The sequence below is a fragment of the Bacteroidales bacterium genome, from assembly GCA_031275285.1.
Classification (GTDB): Bacteria; Bacteroidota; Bacteroidia; order Bacteroidales; family UBA4181; genus JAIRLS01.
Window position 1 is genome coordinate 1 of record JAISOY010000201.1, and the last position, 22,805, is coordinate 22,805.

Genomic DNA, 22,805 nt, shown 5'->3' on the forward strand with positions numbered 1-22,805 from the left:
ATATTAAAGAGATCTTTCATGGTGAAAATCCCTTTTTTATCGTGGATAAACTCGGCTGCAAGAACGGCTCCAAACGCAAGTCCTTTACGGGAATGTGCCGTATGGGTAATCTCTATATCATCAACATCTGAAGCATATTTTACCGTATGCGTTCCCGGAACACTATCTTTCCGGATCGCATGGATAGAAAGGATGTCTTCACCTTCTCCATCAAGTTCCCATTTCTTTATATCGGATATTTCATCCATTATTCCTTCTGCCAGGGTAATAGCAGTACCACTGGGTGCATCTAATTTTTGGGTATGGTGTATTTCCTCTATTTCCGGTTTATATGAGGGAAATTTGCTCATCATTCTGGCAAGAACACGATTGAGTTCAAAGAAGATATTCACCCCAAGGCTAAAATTCGACGTACATAACATAGAACCGTTACGTTCCGTACACAATTGCTTTGCATCGTTCAACCGGTTGTACCAGCCGGTTGATCCTGAAACAACAGGGATATCATATTCAAGACAACGGGTAATATTATCATATGCGGTAAGAGGATTCGTAAATTCAATGGCTACCTGAGCTTTCTGCATGTTTTCCCGGGTAAATTGATCCAAATTATCAACATCTATCGCCAAAACGACCCGATGACCACGCTCAAGAGCAATAGCTTCTATAGCCTTACCCATTTTTCCATATCCTATTAATGCAACGTCCATATACTATATTTAATAAAGTTCTATTTCATAAGGCATCCTGGCTTGTACGCCCTGGGAATGTATCAAATATTTTAACTGATGATAGTGTTTATAATACTCTCCTAATTCCTTTTGTACAGTTCGCATACGCATTTCTTCACTCAAACTGGATAAAAGGGATGCTAACGGATTGGATTGTTCAGGAAGTTCTTTGACCGTATAATCGGATATTCCCGCTTTTTCAGCAGCCATACGTATAGCATCCGATATCCCTCCGAAATCATCTATCAGACCTAAACGCTTCGCTGCAACGGCATCCCATACACGACCCTGCCCGATGGCATCAACGGAATCTTTTTCCATATTTCTGCCTGTCGAAACACGGGTAATAAAAGTATCATATATATCTTCTACACTTAATTGCAATAAATTACGTTCTTCCGCACTAAGAGGACGCATAGGATTAACAAAATCAGCATGTTTATTGGTTACGACTTCATCAAATGTAAGTCCAAGTTTTTTATTCATGAACCCCTTCAGGTTGGGCACCATTCCGAAGACACCGATAGAGCCTGTAATCGTTGTAGGATCTGCAATGATCATATCAGCCTGTGTTGCGATGTAATATCCTCCGGATGCTGCAACATCCCCAAAAGAGGCGATAACAGGTTTTATTCCGGAAGCTAACTGAACTTCACGGCTGATTATATCAGAAGCTAAAGCGCTTCCCCCTCCGGAATTGATCCGTAAAACAATAGCTTTTACTGTAGTATCTTTCCTGGCCTTACGAATAGCCTTTGAAAAATCTTCTGAGGTAATGTCGTTTGATCCGCTACCCATGACAATATCTCCTTCGGCATAGATTACAGCAATCTTTTGTCCGGATTTTGACTGTTTCTTTTCAGAAAACGCCTTTCTATATTTTGAAAGAGAAATGAATTGCAATTTTTCCACTGATTCAACACCGCTTTTCTCCTTTAGTTCATCCAATACTTCATCATAATACCTGACACCATCTATCAATCCTTTTTCTTTAGCTGATGTTGCATTATGCACTTCCAGTTTATCAATCCACTCATTCAGCTGACTTTCTGACAATTTCCGGGATTCTGAAATAGTTTTCAACAAGGAATTCCATATGGATCCGACATAAGAAATGGTTTGCTCACGATTCTCTTTACTCATTCCTTCCATCATGAACGGTTCAACAGCACTTTTAAATTTACCATGCCGTATAATTTGCACATCGACATCCAGCTTCTCCAGAGCTTTCTTATAAAATGTGATCTGGGAACTCATCCCCTTGAAAATGAAATCCCCTAACGGATTTAAATATATCTGATCGGAAACGGTGGCCAGATAATATGCTTTTTGAGTATAAGTATCACTATAGCTTATAATAAATTTACCGGATTCTTTAAAATCCAACAGGGCATTCCGGATTTCTTCCACAGTGGCAATACCTGCCGGGATATATGTCAGATTCAAATAAATCCCTTTAATTTTAGGATCTTCTTTGGCTTTCCTGATACTCATCAAAATATCATTCAATCCGATCACTTGTTTTGATTGCATGTTCAGGTAATCAAACGATGGAATTGTTCCTTGGGGAGAACGCTCAACGATTTTGGTATCCAGGTCGATTCTCAGTATCGTATTTTCTTTTACAGCCACTGGCTTATTGCCAAAAGATGCCATAGCGCTAAATATTCCCATCATAATGGAAAACATTATAAAAAGAGCTACAATACAACCAAGAAACGATGCCAAAAGATATTTAAAAAATTTAGCCATATGTAAAATTATTTTAAATGATATTCAAAAAAGAATCAAAATACAATGCCTGACATTTCCTGATACAGAAATCCCTGTCTGATTTGTTAAATTTCAAAAATGGATGAATTACCTAAAGGGTTTTTACGTGTGAAACGATTCCGACAGCGGAACCCTCCTTGCCGTCCTTAAATGAAATGAATAAAATATATGCTCCTGTTTTATGGCAATCAAAATCAAAACTTCGGTATTCTTTTCCGGTTTTAGGATCGTAAGATGTGCCCATTAACCGGTTTTCATCAAATAACCTTAAAACTCCTTCACCCAGAGACAATTCATCAGTACAAATCGTAAAACGATACCTGTTTCCTTTCCTCAGGGCAATGGCTTTCCTGAATTGAGGAATTCGTTCTCCCGACCTGGTCCCCGATAATTGAACAGGAAAATCGGCAACATATTTGACATCACCTGCAGCCTTAATACACAAATCGATTTTCTGAGCCTCTGTTTGTGCATTAGCCTGTTGGTGCGAAAAAAGGATCGCAGACAATAAAAACAATAGCAATAATAGGTTTTTCATTGAACGAAAAATTATCTCAAAAATAATACATTTTTATAATACTATTTCAAAAAGATATCAAAAAATCTAACTACTATTGAATCAGCTTATTCCTTATGGTTTCAGCCAATGACAAAATCTGGGTCATTTGTTTGTCGGTATAATGCACTGTACTGGTTTCAGTCTGAACAAAAGTCAGGGTACCGTTTTCTTCCATCGTTAACGGTTCTCCCTCTTTTATGGTCAGTGTCATATTATCATATAATTCCTGAAAAGGCATTAATTCGGCTATCAGGTCAGCGACATATTTTTCACTTTGATAATTTTTGAGCAACTTCATCAATTCATCAAACAAAACCTTATTTTCTCCGATACTCTCAGCCAATCGGGGCTCAGAATGTTCTTTATAGAATTGGCACGTTAAGTAAAATGCTTCTACCCAAACCCCACAAATCATTAAAGCGCTCAAATTCCCCCGGTTGGTACGTTGCAGATGCCGGTCCATTTTATTAAAACTCTGCTGCGAAATATAAATTAATGAATCAATATTCTTATTGTTGGTGGATAAACGTTTCAAAGTAGAATAGTCGAAAAACTGTCCGATATTTATATCTTCAGCCAGGCTTTTCATGGATGTGATGTAATTCATAATCAGCCCGGTCTTACCGTACATATTCAGATATCCAAGATCTGCGCCCAGGATTCCAAGATAAAATGCTTTTGAATGACCGGTGTTAAAGCGGGATATATCTTTGGTAGGAGCTAAATGCTTCTGGGAAAAAGGAACATTTAAACTTTTGATCAAAGAAGCAGTTTCAATAGGTGATGAGATATTATCCACCAAATCCTGCACATTAGTATTTGATATTTCAGGCGACAAATTCCGAACGGAATCCGGAATGTTGAAATCGGTGTATTTGTCCGTACGATTGCAAGTACATGACACCTGTATAACAAAAAGAACTATCAAAAAAAAAGGTAAAACTCTGTTGGTCATCATTCTCATATTTCTCCTGCAAAATTAGGAATTATTTACAGAATCTTATCCGCCCGCATAAGATCATTGTTTTTTTCAATATGTCGAAATACAATAGAAGGTACAATATGACTGAAAAACTCCAGATCATACAAACATTAAACCAATAGGTATCATAAAAAGAACCTGCAAAATATTTCCGGGGAGCAAAAAAATGTGTCCGGGCATTTATAAAATCGATAGTTTCAGGGTCCTTATAGATCGGATCGATCTGCTGTACCAGTTGACCGTTATATTCCAGTATTTTATTCTTCTCAAATGTCCTTTTTACTATTTCATTCAGGCGCTCATTCTCATAAGTATTTTTCATATATATATATTTCGATGCATCTTCTTCCAGCATATAGGCGATCAATCGCTCTTTTTTTGCATTAGCACGGGCAAATAAATCCGCATAACGGGTATTCATTGTTCCCAAAAAATCCCGCAACAAATCTGCTGCATTCCGGTCAAATCTCCCAGGGGTCAGCAAAGAAAGATCGAACCGGGCATCTGCATTGAATGACAATTCTTTATTCACCTCATTATACAAGACGGTTAATGCTTGTGTATTCTTTTCGATACGTCCGGTTTCTGCAATTTCATTTGAACATTGTACATGTCGCCCTTCCAATTCCGGAATAAGGTATATCAATTTAAAGTCAGCTAAGTTTTCCTCTTTTTCTATATCGTAAAAATACTTCTCGAATCGGTTGTCTTTGAACTGATGTACCATTAAAGCCTCATAAGACCAACGGGTTACCATAAATTCGGCAGCCATTGGTACTTTATTAATACTTCCTACATTCCGGTTAAGTTTATCAAAGCTAAACATGGCTCCACCAAGTACCATCATAGGTATCATCAACAATGGGATAACGATATAGATCGTTACTACCGAATTAAAAGATGATGAAATGATCAATCCCAGCATATTGGCATATACTGCTGTAGAAAACAATACAAGCCAGTAGGAGAAATACATATCTTTTATTTCCAGAATACTGTTGGCTATTAACACAAAAAGAATTGCCTGTAACGCTGAAATTACAATTAAGATCAAAACCTTTGAAACAAGATAACTGGATCTGCTAAGATGAAGAAATGATTCCCGCTTAAGAATCTTCCTGTCGCGGAATATTTCTTCCGCACTAACAATCAAACCTAAAAACAATGCGACAATGAGGCTCATAAAAATGAAAATCGGTATGTTCTCATTATCTCTGAAAATATATTTATCCGATAAAGGGTCAGCAATATAACGAATGGCATAAGCAAGGATAAAACCCAAAATGGGAGCCTCCAACAAAGTAAGTAACATGTATTGCCTGTTACTCAGCTTAGTAAGCGTATCACGAATCGTATATATCTGTAATTGTTTGAACCAGCCGGGAAGGTTCAAGGATTTTGGCGGTTTTTCCTTGACATGACGGCCGGATTCCGCCTTCATATCCTTATGATATAACGCTTCCCACTGTGAAGGAGAGGTTTTACGTTCATCCGTGTAATAGCCAAATTCGTCCAGGACTTTTTCCTCAATAATGTTGAAGATTAATTCCGGATTCACATTCCCACAGACAGAACATTCTCCGACATCACTATTGATCTGCTCTCCGGCCCGTTTAAAATACATGATGGCCTCCATGGGATTCCCGTAATAAATCATATAACCTCCGGTATCCAGGATGAGCATCTTATCAAACATTTTGTAAATGTCTGATGAAGGTTGGTGAATAACCACGAAAACCTGTTTCCCTTTTAAAGCCAGCTCGCTTAAAAGGTCCATCACATTTTCGGAATCGTTGGAAGAAAGGCCTGATGTAGGTTCATCCACAAAAAGAATGGAAGGTTCGCGCAATAATTCAAGAGCAATATTCAAACGTTTCCGTTGTCCTCCACTGATCGTTTTATTTAAGAAAGATCCTACTTTCAAGTCTTTTTTATCATAAAGCCCCAGATTTTTCAAGATCTTAGAAACCAGGTACATTAATTCGACCTTGGTCTTATCACGGAAACACAACCTGGCGTTATAGTAAAGGTTTTGAAAAACAGTCAATTCTTCTATCAAAAGGTCATCCTGAGGGATGTATCCGATCACTCCTTCCAGTTTCTCATTTTCAGCATGTAGATCGATCCCATTAATGCACACAGTTCCTCCCGAGGGCTTCTCTAACCCACATAACACATTCAGCAAGGTGGTCTTTCCTGATCCGCTGGCTCCCATAATTCCGATAAGCTTGCCATGATTTTCGGAAAAAGAGATATTATGCAATCCCACCGTACCATCTGAAAAATGATAATCAACATTTTCCACTTCAAAAGAAATCTTTTCAGTGATGGTATCAGCCACAAAGTGCATCACTACATCACTGAAATATATCGGTTTACTTTTAGACAACCTGATGGTACTGCCATTCGCAAAAAGAGAAATATGCCGGTTATTTAACTCCAGTCCGTTAAGAAAAATTGACTCATTTCCCGTATACCGTAAAAAATACAAGTCAACACTCCGGACCTTTAAAACAACAATGTAGCCATCAAGTTCTTCAGTTTTTAAAGTCTTGGCATTTACATATTCCAACGGTTCGCTGCAGATAACTAAAACATCCTTAAAGTCATATCCCTCAGGAGTACGGGTCCAGACAAAATTCCAGATACTCTGGTACTCTTCCTTGGGAAGTTTAAATACGTCGGCAACGGTCTTTATAATAGACATCCGCTGGTAAGTAGATTTCGGATGTGCATTCACAAGTTCCAACAAACGTAGCAGGACTACTACCTTTTGTTTTTGTGTCAAGCTCTCATTGATCTTCAGGCATATCTTGAGTATCCGCACGGAATCACTCACAGGGGTGAGCGTTGGTTCGTTCTTTATATTCTTATTCTCATGAGTAGAATATTCATCAAATAATTCAAGGTATTTACCCGCAGCATCCTGATTCAATTGCTGGTTAAGGAATCTTTCAACATAATCCCGTTCACTGGTCAACACCCCGTCATCCTGCCGGACGATTAAGGCAAACAATTGCATCAGGGCCCTTAAAATTACCTCACTCATTTACTTTGACACACAATTTATTATCTGAAGCTGGGATGATTATTTTAATAATTGACTACAAATTTAAAGAAGAAAATACACTTATGATACAAAATTTTATTTATTTACCGCGTGGTTATTAAAGCAGCATTTTTACCATCAGATTATGAGTTGTTTCATGTGAATAAAATTTGATTTTCAATGGTCACATGAACCCCGAAGGGCTCAGTGGAACTAAATATCCAATTTTGTTCATTACGTTGGGTGAACAGTAATGTTCATGGATATTTCATCTGTATAAAATTATTATCAATGGTTATATGAACCCCGAAACCCAAAGGGTTCACCGAAGGTAACGGCTCAGTGATACTAAATGTCCAATTTTGTTCATGATGATGGGTATACCGCTATGTTTATGGATATTTCATGAGTTTATCCGACCTGTAATTGTTTTTTATATGAAATTGTAACTCTTTATCATTTTTCCCGTATAAACACTAAAACCGGTGAGGATTTTAAATACTTGTTCTTTTATCAAGAAATAATGTATATTTGTAGTCAATATTTAAGAACTCACTCTTTATTATAAGAGCTTTATGAGCCTTGATGTTAATCAGTTGTTTATTGAGATTTGCGGGACTGATGCATTTTTTGCCTTTGAAGGTGAAATTTCTTCGGAACGAATTAATATCATATTGGAAGAAATGGAGAAAAAACTGGTAAATTCTCCAATTGATGTTAAAATTCGGAAAAAGGTCTATAACATTATGGTAGAATGTCTTCAGAATTTATATCACCATTCCGATGAGGTTCCTGCAGATTTAGCCTCAATACTGGGAAAAAGTTATGGAATGATTGTCGTAAAAAAACAAGGAGATAACTTTAGGTTGGTTGTAGGTAATTTTATTACCAATGAAAAAGTCGAGTTGTTGTCAGGAAAAATTGACAAATTGAATTCAATGTCGACAACAGAATTGAAAGAAATGTATAAATTCATTCTCAACTACCAGAAATTGTCCTCCAAAGGAGGTGGAGGCCTTGGATTAATTGACATTGCCAGAAAATCAGATAACAAGCTGGAATATCAATTTTATCCTTATAATCAATCATACAGCTTTTACAGATTGGATATTCTCGTTTAAAAAATCGCATAAACTCGTTTAAAATCGCATAAAATTAATTTACAGTATGGACACATTATCAATAGAAGGAACCCCAAAAACTCCTACCGTTCGGTTCGATGCATCGAAAGGTTTGGTTGAAATCAAAGGTCGTTCGATCCCTGAAAATTCAATTGAATTTTACAAACCATTGGTAGACTGGCTTGAAACTTATGCTAAAGAAGCTAAACCCCAGACACAAGTAAACATCCAACTGGAATACTTCAACACCAGTTCATCCAAGTGTATCCTGGATGTATTTAAAAAACTGGAAGCAATCCATAAGGCAAATTCGGGTGTAACCATTAACTGGTTTTATGATGAAGATGATGAAGATATGCTGGAAGCCGGACAAGATTACGAGTCCATCATCCGCATACCTTTCAAAATGATTGAAGTCGTAGGATAGATAATGATTTTATAAAACACAAAACCAATCCGGATTAATGATAATCCGGATTGGTTTTGTGTTTTATAAAATCATCTATTAAATTCAAGTTCTTTTCCGCATATCCCTTCATAAATCTTACCATTATCATATACCAGATTCCCGTTTACCCATGTCTGGCATACAAGAGAACGAAACTCCTGTCCTGTGAAAGGAGACCATTTACATTTATACAAAATATTTTCAGTAGTAACTTTCCATGTGTGATCCATATCTACTAAAACCAAATCCGCCCAATATCCTTTACGGATAAATCCCCTTCCATTTATTCCGAACAAGATGGCCGGATGGTGGCACATTTTTTCCACCACCTGCTCCAAAGAGATGCGCTTCCGATGTACAAATTCCAACATTGCCGTCAACGAATGCTGAACCAAAGGACCACCTGAAGGAGCTTTAAAATAGGTATTCTGTTTTTCTTCCCAGGTATGGGGTGCATGATCTGTTGCCACGACATCAATAGAACCGTTCAACAAGGCCCCGAACAGGTTTTCCTGGTCTTTCGCCGATTTAATGGCCGGATTCCATTTGATTAACGTGCCATATTCATCGTAATCAGTATCATTGAACCATAAATGATGCACACATACCTCCGCTGTTATCCGTTTCTCTGTTAAGGGTATTGAATGATCAAATAATTGTAATTCTTTCCCTGTTGAAAGATGCAATACGTGTAAACGGGTATTATGCTTCCTGGCTAACGCTACAGCCATTGAACTCGACCGGAAACAAGCTTCCTCACTCCGTATCTGCGGATGGCAGGAAATAGGTACATCCTCGCCGTATTTCCGACGAAATAATTCGGTATTTCTCTTTATGATTTCCTCATCTTCACAATGTACAGCAATTAATCCCGGAACCTTGCCGAAAATATCCTCCAGACAACCCTTATCATCTACCAACATATTACCTGTTGAAGAACCCATAAATACTTTTACACCACACACCTTTGAGAAATCCGTTTGTAATAATTCCCCGATATTCTGGTTGGTCGCACCGATGTAGAAAGAATAATTGGCCAAGGACCTGTTCCGGGCGGATGCAAATTTTTCAGCAAGCAAGTCCTGTGTAGTCGTCTGGGGTATGGTATTGGGCATTTCCATGTACGATGTCACCCCTCCTGCCACTGCGGCCTTACTTTCCGTATAAATATCCCCTTTATGGGTCAGGCCGGGTTCCCTGAAATGTACCTGATCATCAATAACACCCGGAAGCAGGTACTTTCCGGAAGCATCAACCACCACAGATCCCGATAAGACACTTTCAGGAATGTTTTCAAAAAAAACTTCCATGATCCGGCCTTCAGAGATCCAGACACTTCCTTTTTTCTGCTGCCCGTCATTGACAATGATTGCGTTTCTGATCAGTTGAGGTTCCATATGGCTGGTTTTTATAAAAAAACATCTTCCCGTAATAAACAGAAAGATGTTTTTTATTTATCTTTTTAACAGATATTAATTAATATCTGTCGTCTTTGGTATTGTCTTCATCATCCGGATAGAACCTCCAAATGTCTTCCGTGAAAGCACTTGATTGTTGTCCGCATCCGATCAGTACCAGATCTTCCCCGCCTCTGCCTTTTCCCGGAAAAGACAACACAAAAGCGCCGTCCCTATTCCCGGTGTACGAATTGTTGAAAAATGAGGTTTTCTGCGTCCATATATCCCCGGTAATTAATGTTATATCTGAATAAACAGGGGTTTCATATTCCCATGTAGTATAAGGACTTCCGGAACTCACTGCGGAACCCAAAGCGATATATCCTTTCTTATTGATCACAAATGCAACAGCCCTTTGTCTCAACATTTTCCTTTCATATTTGTCATCATAATCATCATCGTCATCATAGGATATGATATTGCGCAGTTGTGTCCATTCTGTTCCATCAAAACGCCAGAAGTCATAAGCTCCGGTATTACCCGAATTGGCTCCTGTACAGACATAAGCATAACCATCGATCACAAAAGCTACCGCACCTCTTCTTTTACTTCCTTTGATAGAAGGTGCCTCCTTCCATTCGCCAAGACTGTTTTCATCTGCCGGAGGAACAAATTCCCAAAAATCCAGCAAACTTTGTTTGTCTGCACCGGCAGTATATCCGGTACCCACATAGACGACCCCGTTTAATTCGAAAGACAATGCATCATAACGTTCAACTGCTCCTCTTTCGGCAGGCATCGGAGCGACCTGACGCCAGGCTGCAGAAGTACCATCCGGGTTCAATTGTCCGCTTTTGGCAGGATCATATTCCCAGAAATCCCTCATCACTTTTTGGTCACCATCCCAACCGGTACCGACATACCCTTTCCCGTTAACACTGAAGCCTACCGCACGCTGACGCTCCATTCCCTTAGGAAGGGAATCGGTAGTATTGCTCCAGGAACCTTCTCCATTGGAATCGATCACGACCTTCCACAAATCTCTCCGGGATGTCTTATATCCATTGTCTCCGGCACAAACATAGCCAACATTATCTATGACAAACGTAGCAGCATGAGCACGACCCGGACCGGCGAAATCACCGATATACTCCCAGTTCCCGACATATTCATCTTCGCTGCTACCACTACACGCACTAAATACAACTGCTAACAACAGATATAACCACTTGCTTGTTTTCATCAACATTATTATTATAATTTACTTCCTTAGAACGGATGTTTTGATTCTTTATTGTATAAATATATATCTAATGATATTTTTTTGATACTGATCTCCTGAAAAGAATTTCCGCAAAAATACACTTTAATTCGATAAAATGCGTTTACTTCGCAATAAAAATATTGAAATTATTCCATGTAAAAACCAAGCTATACCGGTTTTATTATGGAATAGTAGTGTATAAAGAGGCAAAAAATTAATGATTATGGTGTCATACATGTGTAGGAATAAGGGGCTGATCATCGGAATAATATCATTGTTTGCCGTGATCATCCCGGGGTGTGGGAATAAAGACGACGGTAATCCGGAAAATATCAGGATCAACAATTGGGTCCGGAGTAATATGGATCTATATTATTTATGGAATACACAAATGCCTAATGCCGATAAAAACCTCTATCCCTCCGATTATTTTGAAAAATTACGATTTTCGGAGGACCGGTTTTCCCTGATACATGATAATTTCGAGGATATCATGAATTCTTTATCAGGGGTCAATACCGAATCGGGATATGATTATAATCTCGTACTGCTTAACGATGTAGATATCATCGGTTATGTTACATATATCAAACCCAATTCCCCGGCCGAGTCTTCCGGTTCATTGAAACGGGGTGATTTTTTTATGAGAATTAACGGCAAGTCTATGACTATAGATAATTACGAGGATTTATTATCTGAAACGGCTTTCAGGCATTCACTGGGTAAGGTGAATATTTCAGGGAATACAATTACCGAAGGCGAGACGATACAGCTGGATGTCACGGAATACAAAGAAAATCCCATCTTACTGGACACGATCTATCAGATCAATGGCCGGAAAATAGGATATTTCGTATACAATTTCTTTGCACGGGATAATGTTGATTCCGGCATTGCTTTTGAAAAAGAGTTAAATGATCTTTTCGGAAAATTCAAATCAGAGGGTATCAACGACCTGATCATTGATTTGCGCTATAATGGAGGAGGAGCCGTCGTTACTTCAATCGCTCTGGCAAGTATGGTTTCAAAATGTACTACCAACGACGTATTCAGTATCGACCAATACAATGATGATCTTCATGCTTATTACCAGAACTACTACGGAACAGGCTATAACATCACTCGTTTCATAGATCGGATAGAAAAGTATGAAGGCGACTTCCTGACGGAAGTTGTACCGATCAACCAACTCGGACTTGACCGGCTACATGTGATCGTATCCCGAAGGACGGCATCTGCCAGTGAATTACTGATCAATGGGCTAAAACCGTATATGGATGTGGTGATTATCGGCAACCAGACATACGGAAAAAATGTAGGATCAGTTCCTTTTTACGAAGAGGATCCGATCAAGCAACAAACCAATAAATGGATCATACTACCGATCATTGCAAAATTCGCCAATGCCCGGGAAGATTCCGGTTATGGGAACGGATTTTCACCTGATATAGAAGTAAGCGAAATAGAAAACCTTACACTCAAACCTTTGGGAGATACAGATGAACTGATGCTAGGGGCAGCCCTTGACCGGATTGCCGGAACTGAAAGAAGGACACAAAAAAACATCAAAAATGTGAAAATCATCGGATCATCTGCCGACAGGACCCCCGCCCGGCAAAATATGTATATCACTCCCCGCAGATAGCAAAAGGATGAAAAGGAACTGAAATGTGATAAATTTTATTTAGCTTTGCGGATTGTTTTTCTGACCTGGTCCCTGTCGAAGTAGAGATATTTTTGACAGGCAAAAAATAAAATAGGACATCAAGCGTTAATTACATAACACATTGTTTTAATTCGGATATTGGATTATATGATAAAAAAAGTATTTATTCTTCTCAATATAAGTCTGTTCACTTTATTGTGTTCTTGTACAAATAACGATTTCGATATTGGATCCACCTTATTTACACCAAGCACCCGGACCATTAAAACAGATACATTTTCACTTAAATTGTCTGTTTTAGCTAAGGATTCTATTATTACATCCAGCCAAAATGTTGCTTATGTAGGTAGGTACAATGATCCGTATATCGGTGTTTCCACAGCCAGTAGTTTTATTGAATTTTCCAAGTTCAATCCGAGTGGTCAATATCCAAAACCCGGCGAATATGACCGGTTTGATTCTGTTACACTGGTACTGACCCCAACGGGGAATTACTATGGCGACACCATTCCGCATCCATCAATAAAGATATCCGAACTGATCAGTAAAATTGAATATGACGACGAAAACAAAGCCTTATATTCTACATCATCCGTCCCTGTGGGAAATATGCTGGTGGACAAGGTCTATAAAATAAATGTGGCCAACAAGAAAGAAGTGGAGATCCGTTTACCTGATGCATTCGGCGAAAAATTATTTCTGGGAATCCGCGATGACGCTATAGAAATGGATCCGGAAAATTATCTGGAGACATTTCCCGGATTGGCCCTGGAACCGGGAAATAATCCGGGTACCAGTATCTATAATTATTTAGTCACTGATACAGCCTGTATGGTCCGTATTTATTATCGCAGGACAGGAAATAATGAATTGGAAGCAGATACCATGAATTTTACGGCCAATACTAGCAAGCATTTTTATAATTATCGTACCAGTCTGAAAAACAATCTGCCGGATAATTCGAAGGATGATCCTATCCCCACTTCCCAAACCGGGAATATGGGATTTGTTTCCAGCGCTCCTCTACTTTATACCCGGATCGAATTTCCTTCCCTGAACAATCTGTTACCCTTAGGGGAAATTATCGTTATAGAAAGCGCAAAGCTGATCATTCGCCCGGTGTACAATACCTACGATACAGTGCCGTTGCCACCGCAATTGTTTTTATACCTCCATGATCCGTTAAATGATTCCAGAAATACCACTGCACTTCAGGATGCGGGAGGTAGTACCATGAACGGAAACCTGTCCGGGAAAAATAAATTTGACCGGGAAAATTATTATTATGATTTTGATCTTTCGAGTTTTATTTATGATCAGGTAGGTAAAGACGGATACTATAAATATGCCCTGAGTCTAGATGTACCAGATGTAGCTTCTTCAAAATTTCAAAGATTCATTTTCGGAGACCAGCATTTTTTCTATAAAAACGATGGACAAAGCAAAGAAAATCAGATTTCATTAGAAATAACTTACAGTATATATAATGAATATCAATAATAGAAGACATCATATCCAGGGTTATTTCCGGCAGTTAGTTATTATTTTCATACTATGTGTAGCAACAGGTATCCATGTTTTTGCCCAGAATAATACGAGTTCACCTTTTACGGTTTTCGGCCTCGGCGAAATTGAACTACGTAGCTATGGAATTACAACCGGCACCGGTGATGTCGGAATAGGCGTAAAATCAACCAATTTTTTAAATAAACGTAATCCTGCGGGATTAAGTGGCATAGACACCCTTACTTTCATTCTTGATATTTCAGGTGCTGTTAAGTTTTCAGAATTTTCTGTGGCATCCAGAAATGAACATGCCACCAATTTTAATTTTAAAAACCTGGCCGTTGGATTCCGACCGGCCAAAATATGGACCACCAGCGTCGGCTTATGTCCATATTCAAATGTCGGCTATAAAAATAAGCGGTACCAGGCTGTTGACGGCACTTTACCCACTGTTTTTGTCACCACTACCTTTACAGGAAGCGGAGGTGTCAACAAATTTTATTGGGGAAATTCCGTTGAATTAATCAAAGGACTTTCACTTGGGGTCACAGCATCTTATTTCTTCGGGAGCATTGTCCATGAAGAATCGGCAAGTTCTATAAGAATCAAAGAAACAATGACCGCCAATAAGCTGAATTTTGATTTCGGGATGCAGTATTCTTATCTTTTTGGCGATCCTTTGGGTGATAACCTCCAACTCACCGTGGGTGGGGTATATGGCTACAAATCTGACTTTCATCTTTACCAGGATATCACGATCAACTCAGACAAAAGGGTTAAGCCGGACCATAAAACATACCTTCCGGAATCATTCGGGGTAGGGTTCTCCTTATTGCGTAACCGGAAAAATTCCGAATGGTTGTTTGCAGCAGATTATTACCAGCAAAACTGGTCTGCAGATAATAAATGGAGTTATGAGAGCCTGAGATATGAAGACAGCCGGATGTACAATATCGGATTCCAGATCACCCCCAACAAAAAACGCCCGAATAATTACCTGCAACTTATGCACTATCAGATAGGCGCTTGTTATCAGGAATCATACATGTCGGTTAACGGGCATCAACTGAAGGATTATTCTGTTTCCATGGGAGTCGGACTGCCCTTTAGAAACCGTTCATATGTAAATGTTTCTTTAAACCTTGGCCAGTCAGGAACCTGGGAAAGAGGGGGAATCACCGAATCATACGCTTTACTTTCCATTAATATGTCTCTGATTGAATTATGGTTTGCAAAGCAGAAATACGATTAATCACAGTACTTATTCGAGTTTTTACAACCAGATTAAGATAATAATTTTTATACGATCCACTAAAAAAGAAGAGCCGGATAAAAGTCCGGCTCTTCTTTTTTAGATATACTCGTTTCGATCCTATCTTATCATATCCACACTCCGGCGAATAAACTTGTTCAGATCTTCGCCTTTCAGCATATTATTGGCCAGTAAAGCCAGGTCGACCAACTGGCGGGCAAGAACATTGTCTTTCCCATAGGTATTCAGCACCGTTTTCTTACTATTGCGGATTTCTTGTTCTTTTTTCTGCAGATCGGCACGCAGATCCTTCTGGGACTGATCTATTTCTTCTTCTTTCTTGTCTTTCAATGATTCATTCAGGGTAGTCAATTCTTTTTCAACCGGCGCCAGTTCTTTCTGGAACTTCTTAAGTTCCTCCGCCATGTCTGTATCTTTTTCATCGATCACTTTTTTGACGAGCGGATGATCAGTATTCACCACAAGGTTATAACTATCCGGCATCGACCCGTAAAAATTCATTCCACCACCGCCCATTGCCGACATATCTTTCATACGCCGCATGAATTCCGATTGAGTGATCACCATCGGTTGCGCCTGCTCACCCATGCTTTCATAAGACACAAAGAAATTTCCGGTTTTAGGCAACAGGATATCAAAAACATCACGCATATCATCCTGTTGTTCTTTAGGCAGGTTGGTCTGCAACTGGTCTTCTTTCTGGATCAACCGGTCTATTACATCGGAATCGACACGGGCGAAATGAATATCGGTTTTTTTACTCTCCAGGTGATTGATAAAATGCAGGTCGAGTTGTCCGTCAAGATTCAGGACATCATATCCCTTAGCTTTCGCTGCTTCAATAAAGCTATATTGAGCATCCACATCAGTGGCATACAGGTATACAACTTTCTTATTCTTATCTGTTTGATTACCTTTAATTAACTGATCGTACTCTTCAAGAGTAAAGTATTTGTTATCGGTATTTTTCAGCAACGTAAATTTCTCAGCCCTTTCAGCAAATTTCTCTTCGGTAATTATTCCATATTCAATAAAGAGCTTCAGGTTATCCCATTTCTGTTCAAATCCGGTACGGTCCTTTTTGAATATCTCTTCCAACCGGTCGGATACTTTTTTCGTGATATGGGCAGATATCTTCTTCACATTCGAATCACTCTGCAGATAACTGCGGGATACATTCAGGGGAATGTCGGGAGAGTCCAGTACCCCATGTAATAAAGTGAGGAAATCAGGGACGATTCCTTCTACCGAATCTGTTACATACACCTGATTGGAATACAATTGTATTTTATTTTTCTGGAACTCTATATTGCTTTTGATTTTTGGGAAATATAAAATACCGGTAAGATTAAACGGATAATCCACATTCAAATGGATATAAAACATCGGGTCGTCCTGCATCGGGTACAGGTCGCGGTAAAATGCCATATAGTCCTCATCTGTCAGTTCCGATGGTTTACGTGTCCAGGCAGGGTTGGTATTATTGACGATGTTGTCTTTATCCGTTTCTACCTGTTTTCCGTCTTTCCATTCCTTTACCTTACCAAAGGCAATTTCTACCGGCAGAAAACGGCAATACTTACGTAACAGGTCATTTATCCTGGATTCTTCGAGGAATTCCTTCGACTCATCATCAATATGCAGGATAATTTCGGTTCCGCGCGATTCCTTCTCAATATCCTCCATTTTATATTCAGGGCTTCCGTCACAGACCCATTTTACTGCTTTTGCTCCTTCCTGATAAGACAATGAACGTACTTCTACCTTCTTGGCTACCATAAATGCGGAATAAAAACCCAAACCGAAATGGCCTATAATGGTCTGGTTTTTATATTTTTTGATGAACTCATCAGCACTTGAGAAGGCTATTTGATTCAGGTATTTATCCATCTCTTCGGCAGTCATTCCAATCCCCCGGTCAGCGATGATCAGTTTTCCTTTCTCAATAGAGACCCGTATGGTCATATCGCCCAATTCACCCTTAAAATCACCGCTTTTAGAGAGCGTTTTTAGTTTTTGTGTGGCATCAATGGCATTAGAAACTAATTCCCTCAGAAAAATTTCATGGTCTGAATACAGAAATTTTTTAATGATAGGAAAAATATTTTCCGTAGTTACGCCTATAGATCCTTTTTGCATATATTTTAGATTTTAATGATTTAACAGATGTTTTCTGAGTCAAAAGAAACAAAGCACATGCCAAAAGGCATTGTCATGTCATTTTGTATAACCCCGGCCTTGTAAATGTCAAATTGTCACAACCGATTATTCCGGTAACATATCCAGCCGGTATGATTCAGGGTTATTCTTTCATTTTTGTTCCGGTTAATGCTTCAATCACCGGCCACTGAGGCGATCCTTTTTCCACAATACCGAAACCTCCCTTATAATCCCATACGGCACGGGCAATACCGTAGCGTTTGAAGAGCGTAGACATATCCGTGAACCAACGGTACTTATCCTCTGCCGGTGCAGCAGATATACAACCATATTCGCCGCAATATACTTTCAGCCCTTTCGATCCGGCAACAGCCAGCACTTCTTTAAAATCAGACTCTATTTTATGAATGTCGTATATCCGGGTACTCCACCATTGATACTTTTTACTTAGTGATTCCGGCAAACCGGTTAAGTCATCCGCTGCAATCAAGGCACCCGGATAATGAACAGGCCCGTTATAATCCTTAATGTCTGTCCAGGAAGCTTTGTAATGTGTCAACAAAAACGGATTATAATAATGAAAACTGATGATGATATGAGGATCATTTTCAGGAACACGTAAATCTTTTACAGTTTCATATCCCTGCCATCGATTTGAACCGATAATCAGCGTCCGTTCCGGCTCCAGTTCCCTGATAACGGCTGCACAACGATTCGCTATCATATTCCAGACCTCCGGATCATCGGCTACAGGCTCGTTCATCAACTCATAAGCCACCATAGAATTGGGATATTTCTTCAATTCACGGCTCAGTTGCCGCCAGCATTCATAAAAACTTTCCTGTGCTTTTTCATCCGTGAATAACGGCTTTTCCTGACTGTTGAAATAATGGGAACGAAGAATGTGCAAATCCACCACAACATGTAAATCGAATTCACGACACCATTCGATGGCATGATGCAGCAGAAAAAATGCCTCCTGCTCTTTTTCCCCGTCTTCCCGGAACATTTGTTCTTCATCGATAGGGATACGTATATGGTCGAATCCTAATGACCGGATAAATTTCACATCATCACGGGTAAAGTATTGGGCACGTTTTTCCCCGCGTGCAGCACTCTGGGACAACCAATGACTGATATTTACACCATTCTCTATCTTAAATGCCTGTTTCTCTTTTGCGCTTCCGAAAGAGAAAAATGGTAACAGCAAAAACAGAATGAAAAAACCTTTAGCGTTTGTGGAATATCTATTTTCCATTTGATCTTAATTATTGAGACTTGATGTAAAGGTATATTATTTTCCCTATCAGATCAATTCTTCTTATTATTTAAGCACTCAGTGCTACGTATTATTTTTTAAGTCGCATTGATAAAACGGATTACGCTCAGAAAGTATCCCATTAATTGTTTTACATTATTTAATAGCAAAAAAACAAAAGTAAGGTATCTTTCCTGTTGTATTCTTTTTGAGGACGAAATTTATAGCCATTAATCGGTGTACCAGGCTTTAAAATCCTGAACGCGGGCACGGCTGATGATTATTTTTTCAGGAGTAGGGACAGACAGGGTGATATATAATTTGCCGTCGAACCAACTGAAAATATCTTTTACCACATTGCGGGAAATGATAAACTGGCGGTTGGCACGGAAGAAAAGCAAAGGGTCGAGTTGCTTGAATACTTCATCCAGAGAAGAGTTCATCTGATACGCTTTATCGTTCATTGATACCATACGTGCCGTTTTATTCTCAGAATAAATATAAGCAATTTCAGAAATATCCAGTGTAAGGAATTTATCTTTATAGGGTATCAGAAAACGCGATTTATAGCCGCTCTTTTTGTTTTTGATCATATCAGCAAGTTCGGCCAGCATTTCACTATCAAGATTTTTCGATGTACTCAGATTCCTGTATTTCGTGATTGCCCTTTCCAGATCTTTTTTATTGATGGGTTTTAGTAAGTAATCAATGCTGTTTACCTCAAAAGCGTTTAACGCATACTGGTCATAAGCGGTAGTAAAAATAATGGGACATCCGATACTTGTTTTACTGAAAATAGAGAACGAAGAACCGTCTGATAGGTGAATATCCATAAATACCAGATCGGGCATCGGCTGGAATGTAAACCATTCAATACATTCTTCAACACTTTTAAGTACGGCTACAATTTCAATACTATTGTCGACCTGTTGAATCAATCTTTGCAGGTTTTGCGCTGCGATAATTTCATCTTCTACAATTACTGCCTTCATATTTTTAGAAATTAAGCATTGAGAATTGTTGTTTCTTCCAGTTGTTCTATCAATGGTATTTCGACCGAAAAAACGTCCTCACTATCCTCTGTTTTTATGTTTTTACCGAACATCAACATATATCGCTCCGATAAATTGGATAACCCGATGCCTGTTCCTGACTCAGGTTCCAGTTTGGGACTCTTGTTGTTTTTCACTTTAACAGTACCATCTTTAGTGGTTTCGATAGAAAGGTATAAAGGATATTTATCATTTATGGCGTTGTGTTTTACTGCATTTTCTATCAGTAATTGCATGCTTACCTGTAATATCAGGTAGGAACGGTATTTATCCTCGATTTTGTATTTCAATATGAAACTGTCCCCGTAACGGATTTTCATTAAATGAGCATAGGCTTCAACTAATTTGAGTTCTTCATCCAGTTCCACCAATTCTTTATTTTGGAGAATGAGCCTGAATGTCAACGAAAGATTCTGCAAATAATCATGGGCTTTATCATCATCATAGCCGATCAATCCGTCAAGCGTATTTAACGAATTGAACAGGAAATGCGGGTCGAGCTGATTTTTCAATGCTTCAAATCGGTTACGCATACTTTCCGCTTCGAATTTCTGTCCTCTGAGGATGGTGAATATGGAGAGAGTGATCAAAAATACGACAAAAGCATATATAAAGTCCTGCATCAGTTTTTTGTATATTACATTTCCCAGATACATAGTAGGATTGGACAACAATAAGTCGTACAGATAAGAAAAAAAGAAGCTCAGGGGCGGAGTGATCAGGAACAATCCCACAAGTATAGCAAGGTGCTTTTTATAGGGCTCCATATTTTTTTGTACTACCCAAAAGCTGAATTTGAATTGCAGGAACACCAGAATGACGCTTCCTACGTAGGAAATGATGGTATCGGAAATGATACTGGTTGAGGGTACTCCCGATCTGGTTTGGTAATTAAGAGCCGCTGTAGTTGCTATCAATAGATAATAAAAAAGGCAGATAGCCAGCGATATGTATAGTGCATTTTTGCTGCTGTAAGGGTTGAATTTATACTTCATTTCACTTCCTTTTTAAAATTTATTTTTCGGTCTAACAACGCTCTATCTAAAGGCAAACTTACATTTAAAATGGCGAAAGCTGCTCATCCGGCTACTAAAATTCCGATAATTATAGCCGAAATGTAAAATATTGCTACCGGAAAATAAAACTCAATCAGGAAATGATGGATATTTGTTTGCCCTGTTAGTAAGAAGATCCGGTTTTTACCCGGTAAAAATTATTCCATTTACTTTTAGAAAGTATTTCCACCTTAGAACAGGCGCAAGTACGGACTATTTAAAAAAGGCTTACATCTCCTTTATTTTGCTACTTTTGCATTGTCGGGGCCATTTTCCCCCGACACCTCCGAAAGCGAAATGATCCTGTGATTGTTTCGTTTTCGTACACATATGGAGGGATTCTCCGAAAGGAGTTCGCTCCTCCCCCAGAAGGGTGTGTCAAACTAAGATATTGATACACCCTTTTTATTTACATTTACAGAATATTTTATATTTGCATCTGCTATTAACCAAAGAGTATGGAATTACAAGTAATTCAAAATAAGATTTATGAGATTCGGGGTTTTCGGGTGATGCTGGATTTTGACCTTGCAGAAATGTATAGAGTGGAAACGCGGGTATTGAATCAATCGGTAAGAAGGAATATAAAACGATTCCCTCCGGATTTTATGTTTCAACTTACAAAAGAAACATTTCAAGACTTGAAATCACAAATTGTGACATCAAATTGGGGAGGTACACGTAAATTACCTTTAGTATTTACCGAAAGGGTGTAGCTATGTTATCCGGTTTGCTTAATAGCGATATAGCAATAGAGGTAAATATAAGTATTATGCTTACATTTGTAGCAATCAGGAACGCGATTTATCCGATACAATCCAAAAGCATTGAGGAACGGATAAAGACATTGGAAGAAGCAAACGAAGAACTCCTAAAAGACATCAACGATTTAAGTGAGGGCACACGGAATAATTTGAGGACATTTATATCGCTCTTTCCGAAATGTCAGAACTCAAAAGACTGGAAAATAAACCGAGAAACCCGATAGGATTTAAGAGATAGTTTCCCGGCGAAAGACCCTCCGATACTCCGACAGCCTATTAACATGACACTCATTAATTATCCTTTTCAAACGTATTTCTTCCCCTAATGAGGAGATACCCGAAATTTTGAATGAATAAAATCCCAAAAATCCGGGATGTAAAACCTTAAATTAACCTGAGTTCGGCCTAAAGACAAAGGTTAATTTACACAAAATAAGCACAATATCACTATCTGTGCACAATGTGGCCGGATAATTTTGCACGTAAATAATTGCCGCAGGCTCCTTACTGGCGCTAAGCTGTTTGAGCAAAGCCGTCAGGTGAACGGCGAAGCCCTCGACGACTGGAGGGAGTAACCGAGTTCTTAGCGCCAAGCCGTTTTTGATTCTTTTTGCGGTGTCAACTTAGGCAAAGCCGGTCTCGTGACCGAACTAAGCGGAGCCCTTAGTTTGCGTTATAAAAATAAAAGCGATGTTAATCCCTTACTTTTGTTGTAAAAAAGAAGGAATTAACAGACTGACCAAGGTA

General features: G+C 38.9%; 16 protein-coding genes and 1 pseudogene. 6 read left to right on the forward strand and 11 right to left on the reverse strand.

Translation table 11 applies throughout. From position 1 onward, the window contains the following. The 5 genes from dapB to LBQ60_19505 form a co-directional block, all read right to left on the reverse strand. Window positions 1–710: 4-hydroxy-tetrahydrodipicolinate reductase (dapB, locus tag LBQ60_19485; protein ID MDR2040112.1), on the reverse strand; the 710-nt coding region annotated here is incomplete at its 3' end. A 9-nt stretch (window positions 711–719) separates the two neighbouring features. After that, window positions 720–2,483 (reverse strand): signal peptide peptidase SppA, encoded by a 1,764-nt coding sequence (gene sppA, locus LBQ60_19490; protein MDR2040113.1) that lies wholly within the window; start codon window positions 2,481–2,483, stop codon window positions 720–722. A gap of 112 nt (window positions 2,484–2,595) precedes the next feature. Continuing rightward, entirely contained in the window at window positions 2,596–3,042 is a 447-nt protein-coding gene (locus LBQ60_19495) for a hypothetical protein (protein MDR2040114.1), read from the reverse strand. 73 nt (window positions 3,043–3,115) lie between these two features. Beyond that, window positions 3,116–3,865, reverse strand: a complete 750-nt coding sequence (locus LBQ60_19500; protein MDR2040115.1) for a hypothetical protein — start codon at window positions 3,863–3,865, stop codon at window positions 3,116–3,118. A 184-nt stretch (window positions 3,866–4,049) separates the two neighbouring features. After that, window positions 4,050–7,094: an ATP-binding cassette domain-containing protein gene (locus LBQ60_19505; protein ID MDR2040116.1), complete on the reverse strand. Its 3,045-nt coding sequence runs from the start codon at window positions 7,092–7,094 to the stop codon at window positions 4,050–4,052. A 575-nt stretch (window positions 7,095–7,669) separates the two neighbouring features. On the opposite strand from LBQ60_19505, the gene LBQ60_19510 reads away from it, so the two are divergent. Continuing rightward, the gene (locus LBQ60_19510; GenBank protein ID MDR2040117.1) at window positions 7,670–8,215 is read left to right on the forward strand and encodes a SiaB family protein kinase; all 546 of its coding nucleotides are present in this window, start codon (window positions 7,670–7,672) and stop codon (window positions 8,213–8,215) included. A 46-nt stretch (window positions 8,216–8,261) separates the two neighbouring features. Continuing rightward, complete coding sequence (locus LBQ60_19515; protein ID MDR2040118.1) at window positions 8,262–8,642, forward strand: DUF1987 domain-containing protein; 381 nt, start codon at window positions 8,262–8,264, stop codon at window positions 8,640–8,642. 71 nt (window positions 8,643–8,713) lie between these two features. Here the strand turns inward: LBQ60_19515 and LBQ60_19520 are convergent, their stop codons facing one another. Beyond that, window positions 8,714–10,060 carry a dihydroorotase gene (locus LBQ60_19520; protein MDR2040119.1) on the reverse strand — a complete coding sequence of 449 codons (1,347 nt, stop codon included), beginning with the start codon at window positions 10,058–10,060 and terminating at the stop codon, window positions 8,714–8,716. A 79-nt stretch (window positions 10,061–10,139) separates the two neighbouring features. Continuing rightward, window positions 10,140–11,303: a hypothetical protein gene (locus LBQ60_19525; GenBank protein ID MDR2040120.1), complete on the reverse strand. Its 1,164-nt coding sequence runs from the start codon at window positions 11,301–11,303 to the stop codon at window positions 10,140–10,142. 256 nt (window positions 11,304–11,559) lie between these two features. On the opposite strand from LBQ60_19525, the gene LBQ60_19530 reads away from it, so the two are divergent. From LBQ60_19530 to LBQ60_19540, 3 genes are all read left to right on the forward strand, one after another. Continuing rightward, on the forward strand, window positions 11,560–12,969 hold the full coding sequence (locus tag LBQ60_19530) for a hypothetical protein (protein MDR2040121.1): 1,410 nt from the start codon (window positions 11,560–11,562) through the stop codon (window positions 12,967–12,969). Window positions 12,970–13,137: 168 nt separating this feature from the next. Further along, window positions 13,138–14,490, forward strand: a complete 1,353-nt coding sequence (locus LBQ60_19535; protein MDR2040122.1) for a DUF4270 domain-containing protein — start codon at window positions 13,138–13,140, stop codon at window positions 14,488–14,490. Beyond that, window positions 14,477–15,748, forward strand: a complete 1,272-nt coding sequence (locus LBQ60_19540) for a hypothetical protein (protein MDR2040123.1) — start codon at window positions 14,477–14,479, stop codon at window positions 15,746–15,748. The genes LBQ60_19535 and LBQ60_19540 overlap by 14 nt, the downstream gene beginning before the upstream one ends. 120 nt (window positions 15,749–15,868) lie before the next feature. Here LBQ60_19540 and htpG read toward each other — a convergent pair whose 3' ends face one another. The 4 genes from htpG to LBQ60_19560 all read right to left on the reverse strand — a co-directional run bounded on the left by htpG (window position 15,869) and on the right by LBQ60_19560 (window position 21,234). Then, window positions 15,869–17,908, reverse strand: a complete 2,040-nt coding sequence (htpG, locus tag LBQ60_19545) for a molecular chaperone HtpG (GenBank protein MDR2040124.1) — start codon at window positions 17,906–17,908, stop codon at window positions 15,869–15,871. A gap of 163 nt (window positions 17,909–18,071) precedes the next feature. Further along, complete coding sequence (locus tag LBQ60_19550; protein ID MDR2040125.1) at window positions 18,072–19,187, reverse strand: glycoside hydrolase family 5 protein; 1,116 nt, start codon at window positions 19,185–19,187, stop codon at window positions 18,072–18,074. Window positions 19,188–19,417: 230 nt separating this feature from the next. Further along, window positions 19,418–20,179, reverse strand: coding sequence for a LytTR family DNA-binding domain-containing protein (locus LBQ60_19555; GenBank protein MDR2040126.1), 762 nt, complete (start codon window positions 20,177–20,179; stop codon window positions 19,418–19,420). A gap of 11 nt (window positions 20,180–20,190) precedes the next feature. Then, window positions 20,191–21,234, reverse strand: coding sequence for a histidine kinase (locus tag LBQ60_19560; protein ID MDR2040127.1), 1,044 nt, complete (start codon window positions 21,232–21,234; stop codon window positions 20,191–20,193). A gap of 518 nt (window positions 21,235–21,752) precedes the next feature. Between LBQ60_19560 and LBQ60_19565 the strand changes: the two are divergent. Next, window positions 21,753–22,296 (forward strand): annotated as a pseudogene (locus LBQ60_19565) (ORF6N domain-containing protein). Window positions 22,297–22,805: the final 509 nt, after the last annotated feature.

Bases quoted from the DNA above. Each gene is read 5' to 3' on its own strand.
- sppA (MDR2040113.1), bottom strand. From the start codon at position 2,483: ATGGCTAAATTTTTTAAATATCTTTTGGCATCGTTTCTTGGTTGTATT.
- LBQ60_19495 (MDR2040114.1), bottom strand. From the start codon at position 3,042: ATGAAAAACCTATTATTGCTATTGTTTTTATTGTCTGCGATCCTTTTT.
- LBQ60_19505 (MDR2040116.1), bottom strand. From the start codon at position 7,094: ATGAGTGAGGTAATTTTAAGGGCCCTGATGCAATTGTTTGCCTTAATC.
- LBQ60_19510 (MDR2040117.1), top strand. From the start codon at position 7,670: ATGAGCCTTGATGTTAATCAGTTGTTTATTGAGATTTGCGGGACTGAT.
- LBQ60_19515 (MDR2040118.1), top strand. From the start codon at position 8,262: ATGGACACATTATCAATAGAAGGAACCCCAAAAACTCCTACCGTTCGG.
- LBQ60_19520 (MDR2040119.1), bottom strand. From the start codon at position 10,060: ATGGAACCTCAACTGATCAGAAACGCAATCATTGTCAATGACGGGCAG.
- LBQ60_19525 (MDR2040120.1), bottom strand. From the start codon at position 11,303: ATGAAAACAAGCAAGTGGTTATATCTGTTGTTAGCAGTTGTATTTAGT.
- LBQ60_19530 (MDR2040121.1), top strand. From the start codon at position 11,560: ATGTGTAGGAATAAGGGGCTGATCATCGGAATAATATCATTGTTTGCC.
- LBQ60_19535 (MDR2040122.1), top strand. From the start codon at position 13,138: ATGATAAAAAAAGTATTTATTCTTCTCAATATAAGTCTGTTCACTTTA.
- LBQ60_19540 (MDR2040123.1), top strand. From the start codon at position 14,477: ATGAATATCAATAATAGAAGACATCATATCCAGGGTTATTTCCGGCAG.
- htpG (MDR2040124.1), bottom strand. From the start codon at position 17,908: ATGCAAAAAGGATCTATAGGCGTAACTACGGAAAATATTTTTCCTATC.
- LBQ60_19550 (MDR2040125.1), bottom strand. From the start codon at position 19,187: ATGGAAAATAGATATTCCACAAACGCTAAAGGTTTTTTCATTCTGTTT.
- LBQ60_19555 (MDR2040126.1), bottom strand. From the start codon at position 20,179: ATGAAGGCAGTAATTGTAGAAGATGAAATTATCGCAGCGCAAAACCTG.
- LBQ60_19560 (MDR2040127.1), bottom strand. From the start codon at position 21,234: ATGAAGTATAAATTCAACCCTTACAGCAGCAAAAATGCACTATACATA.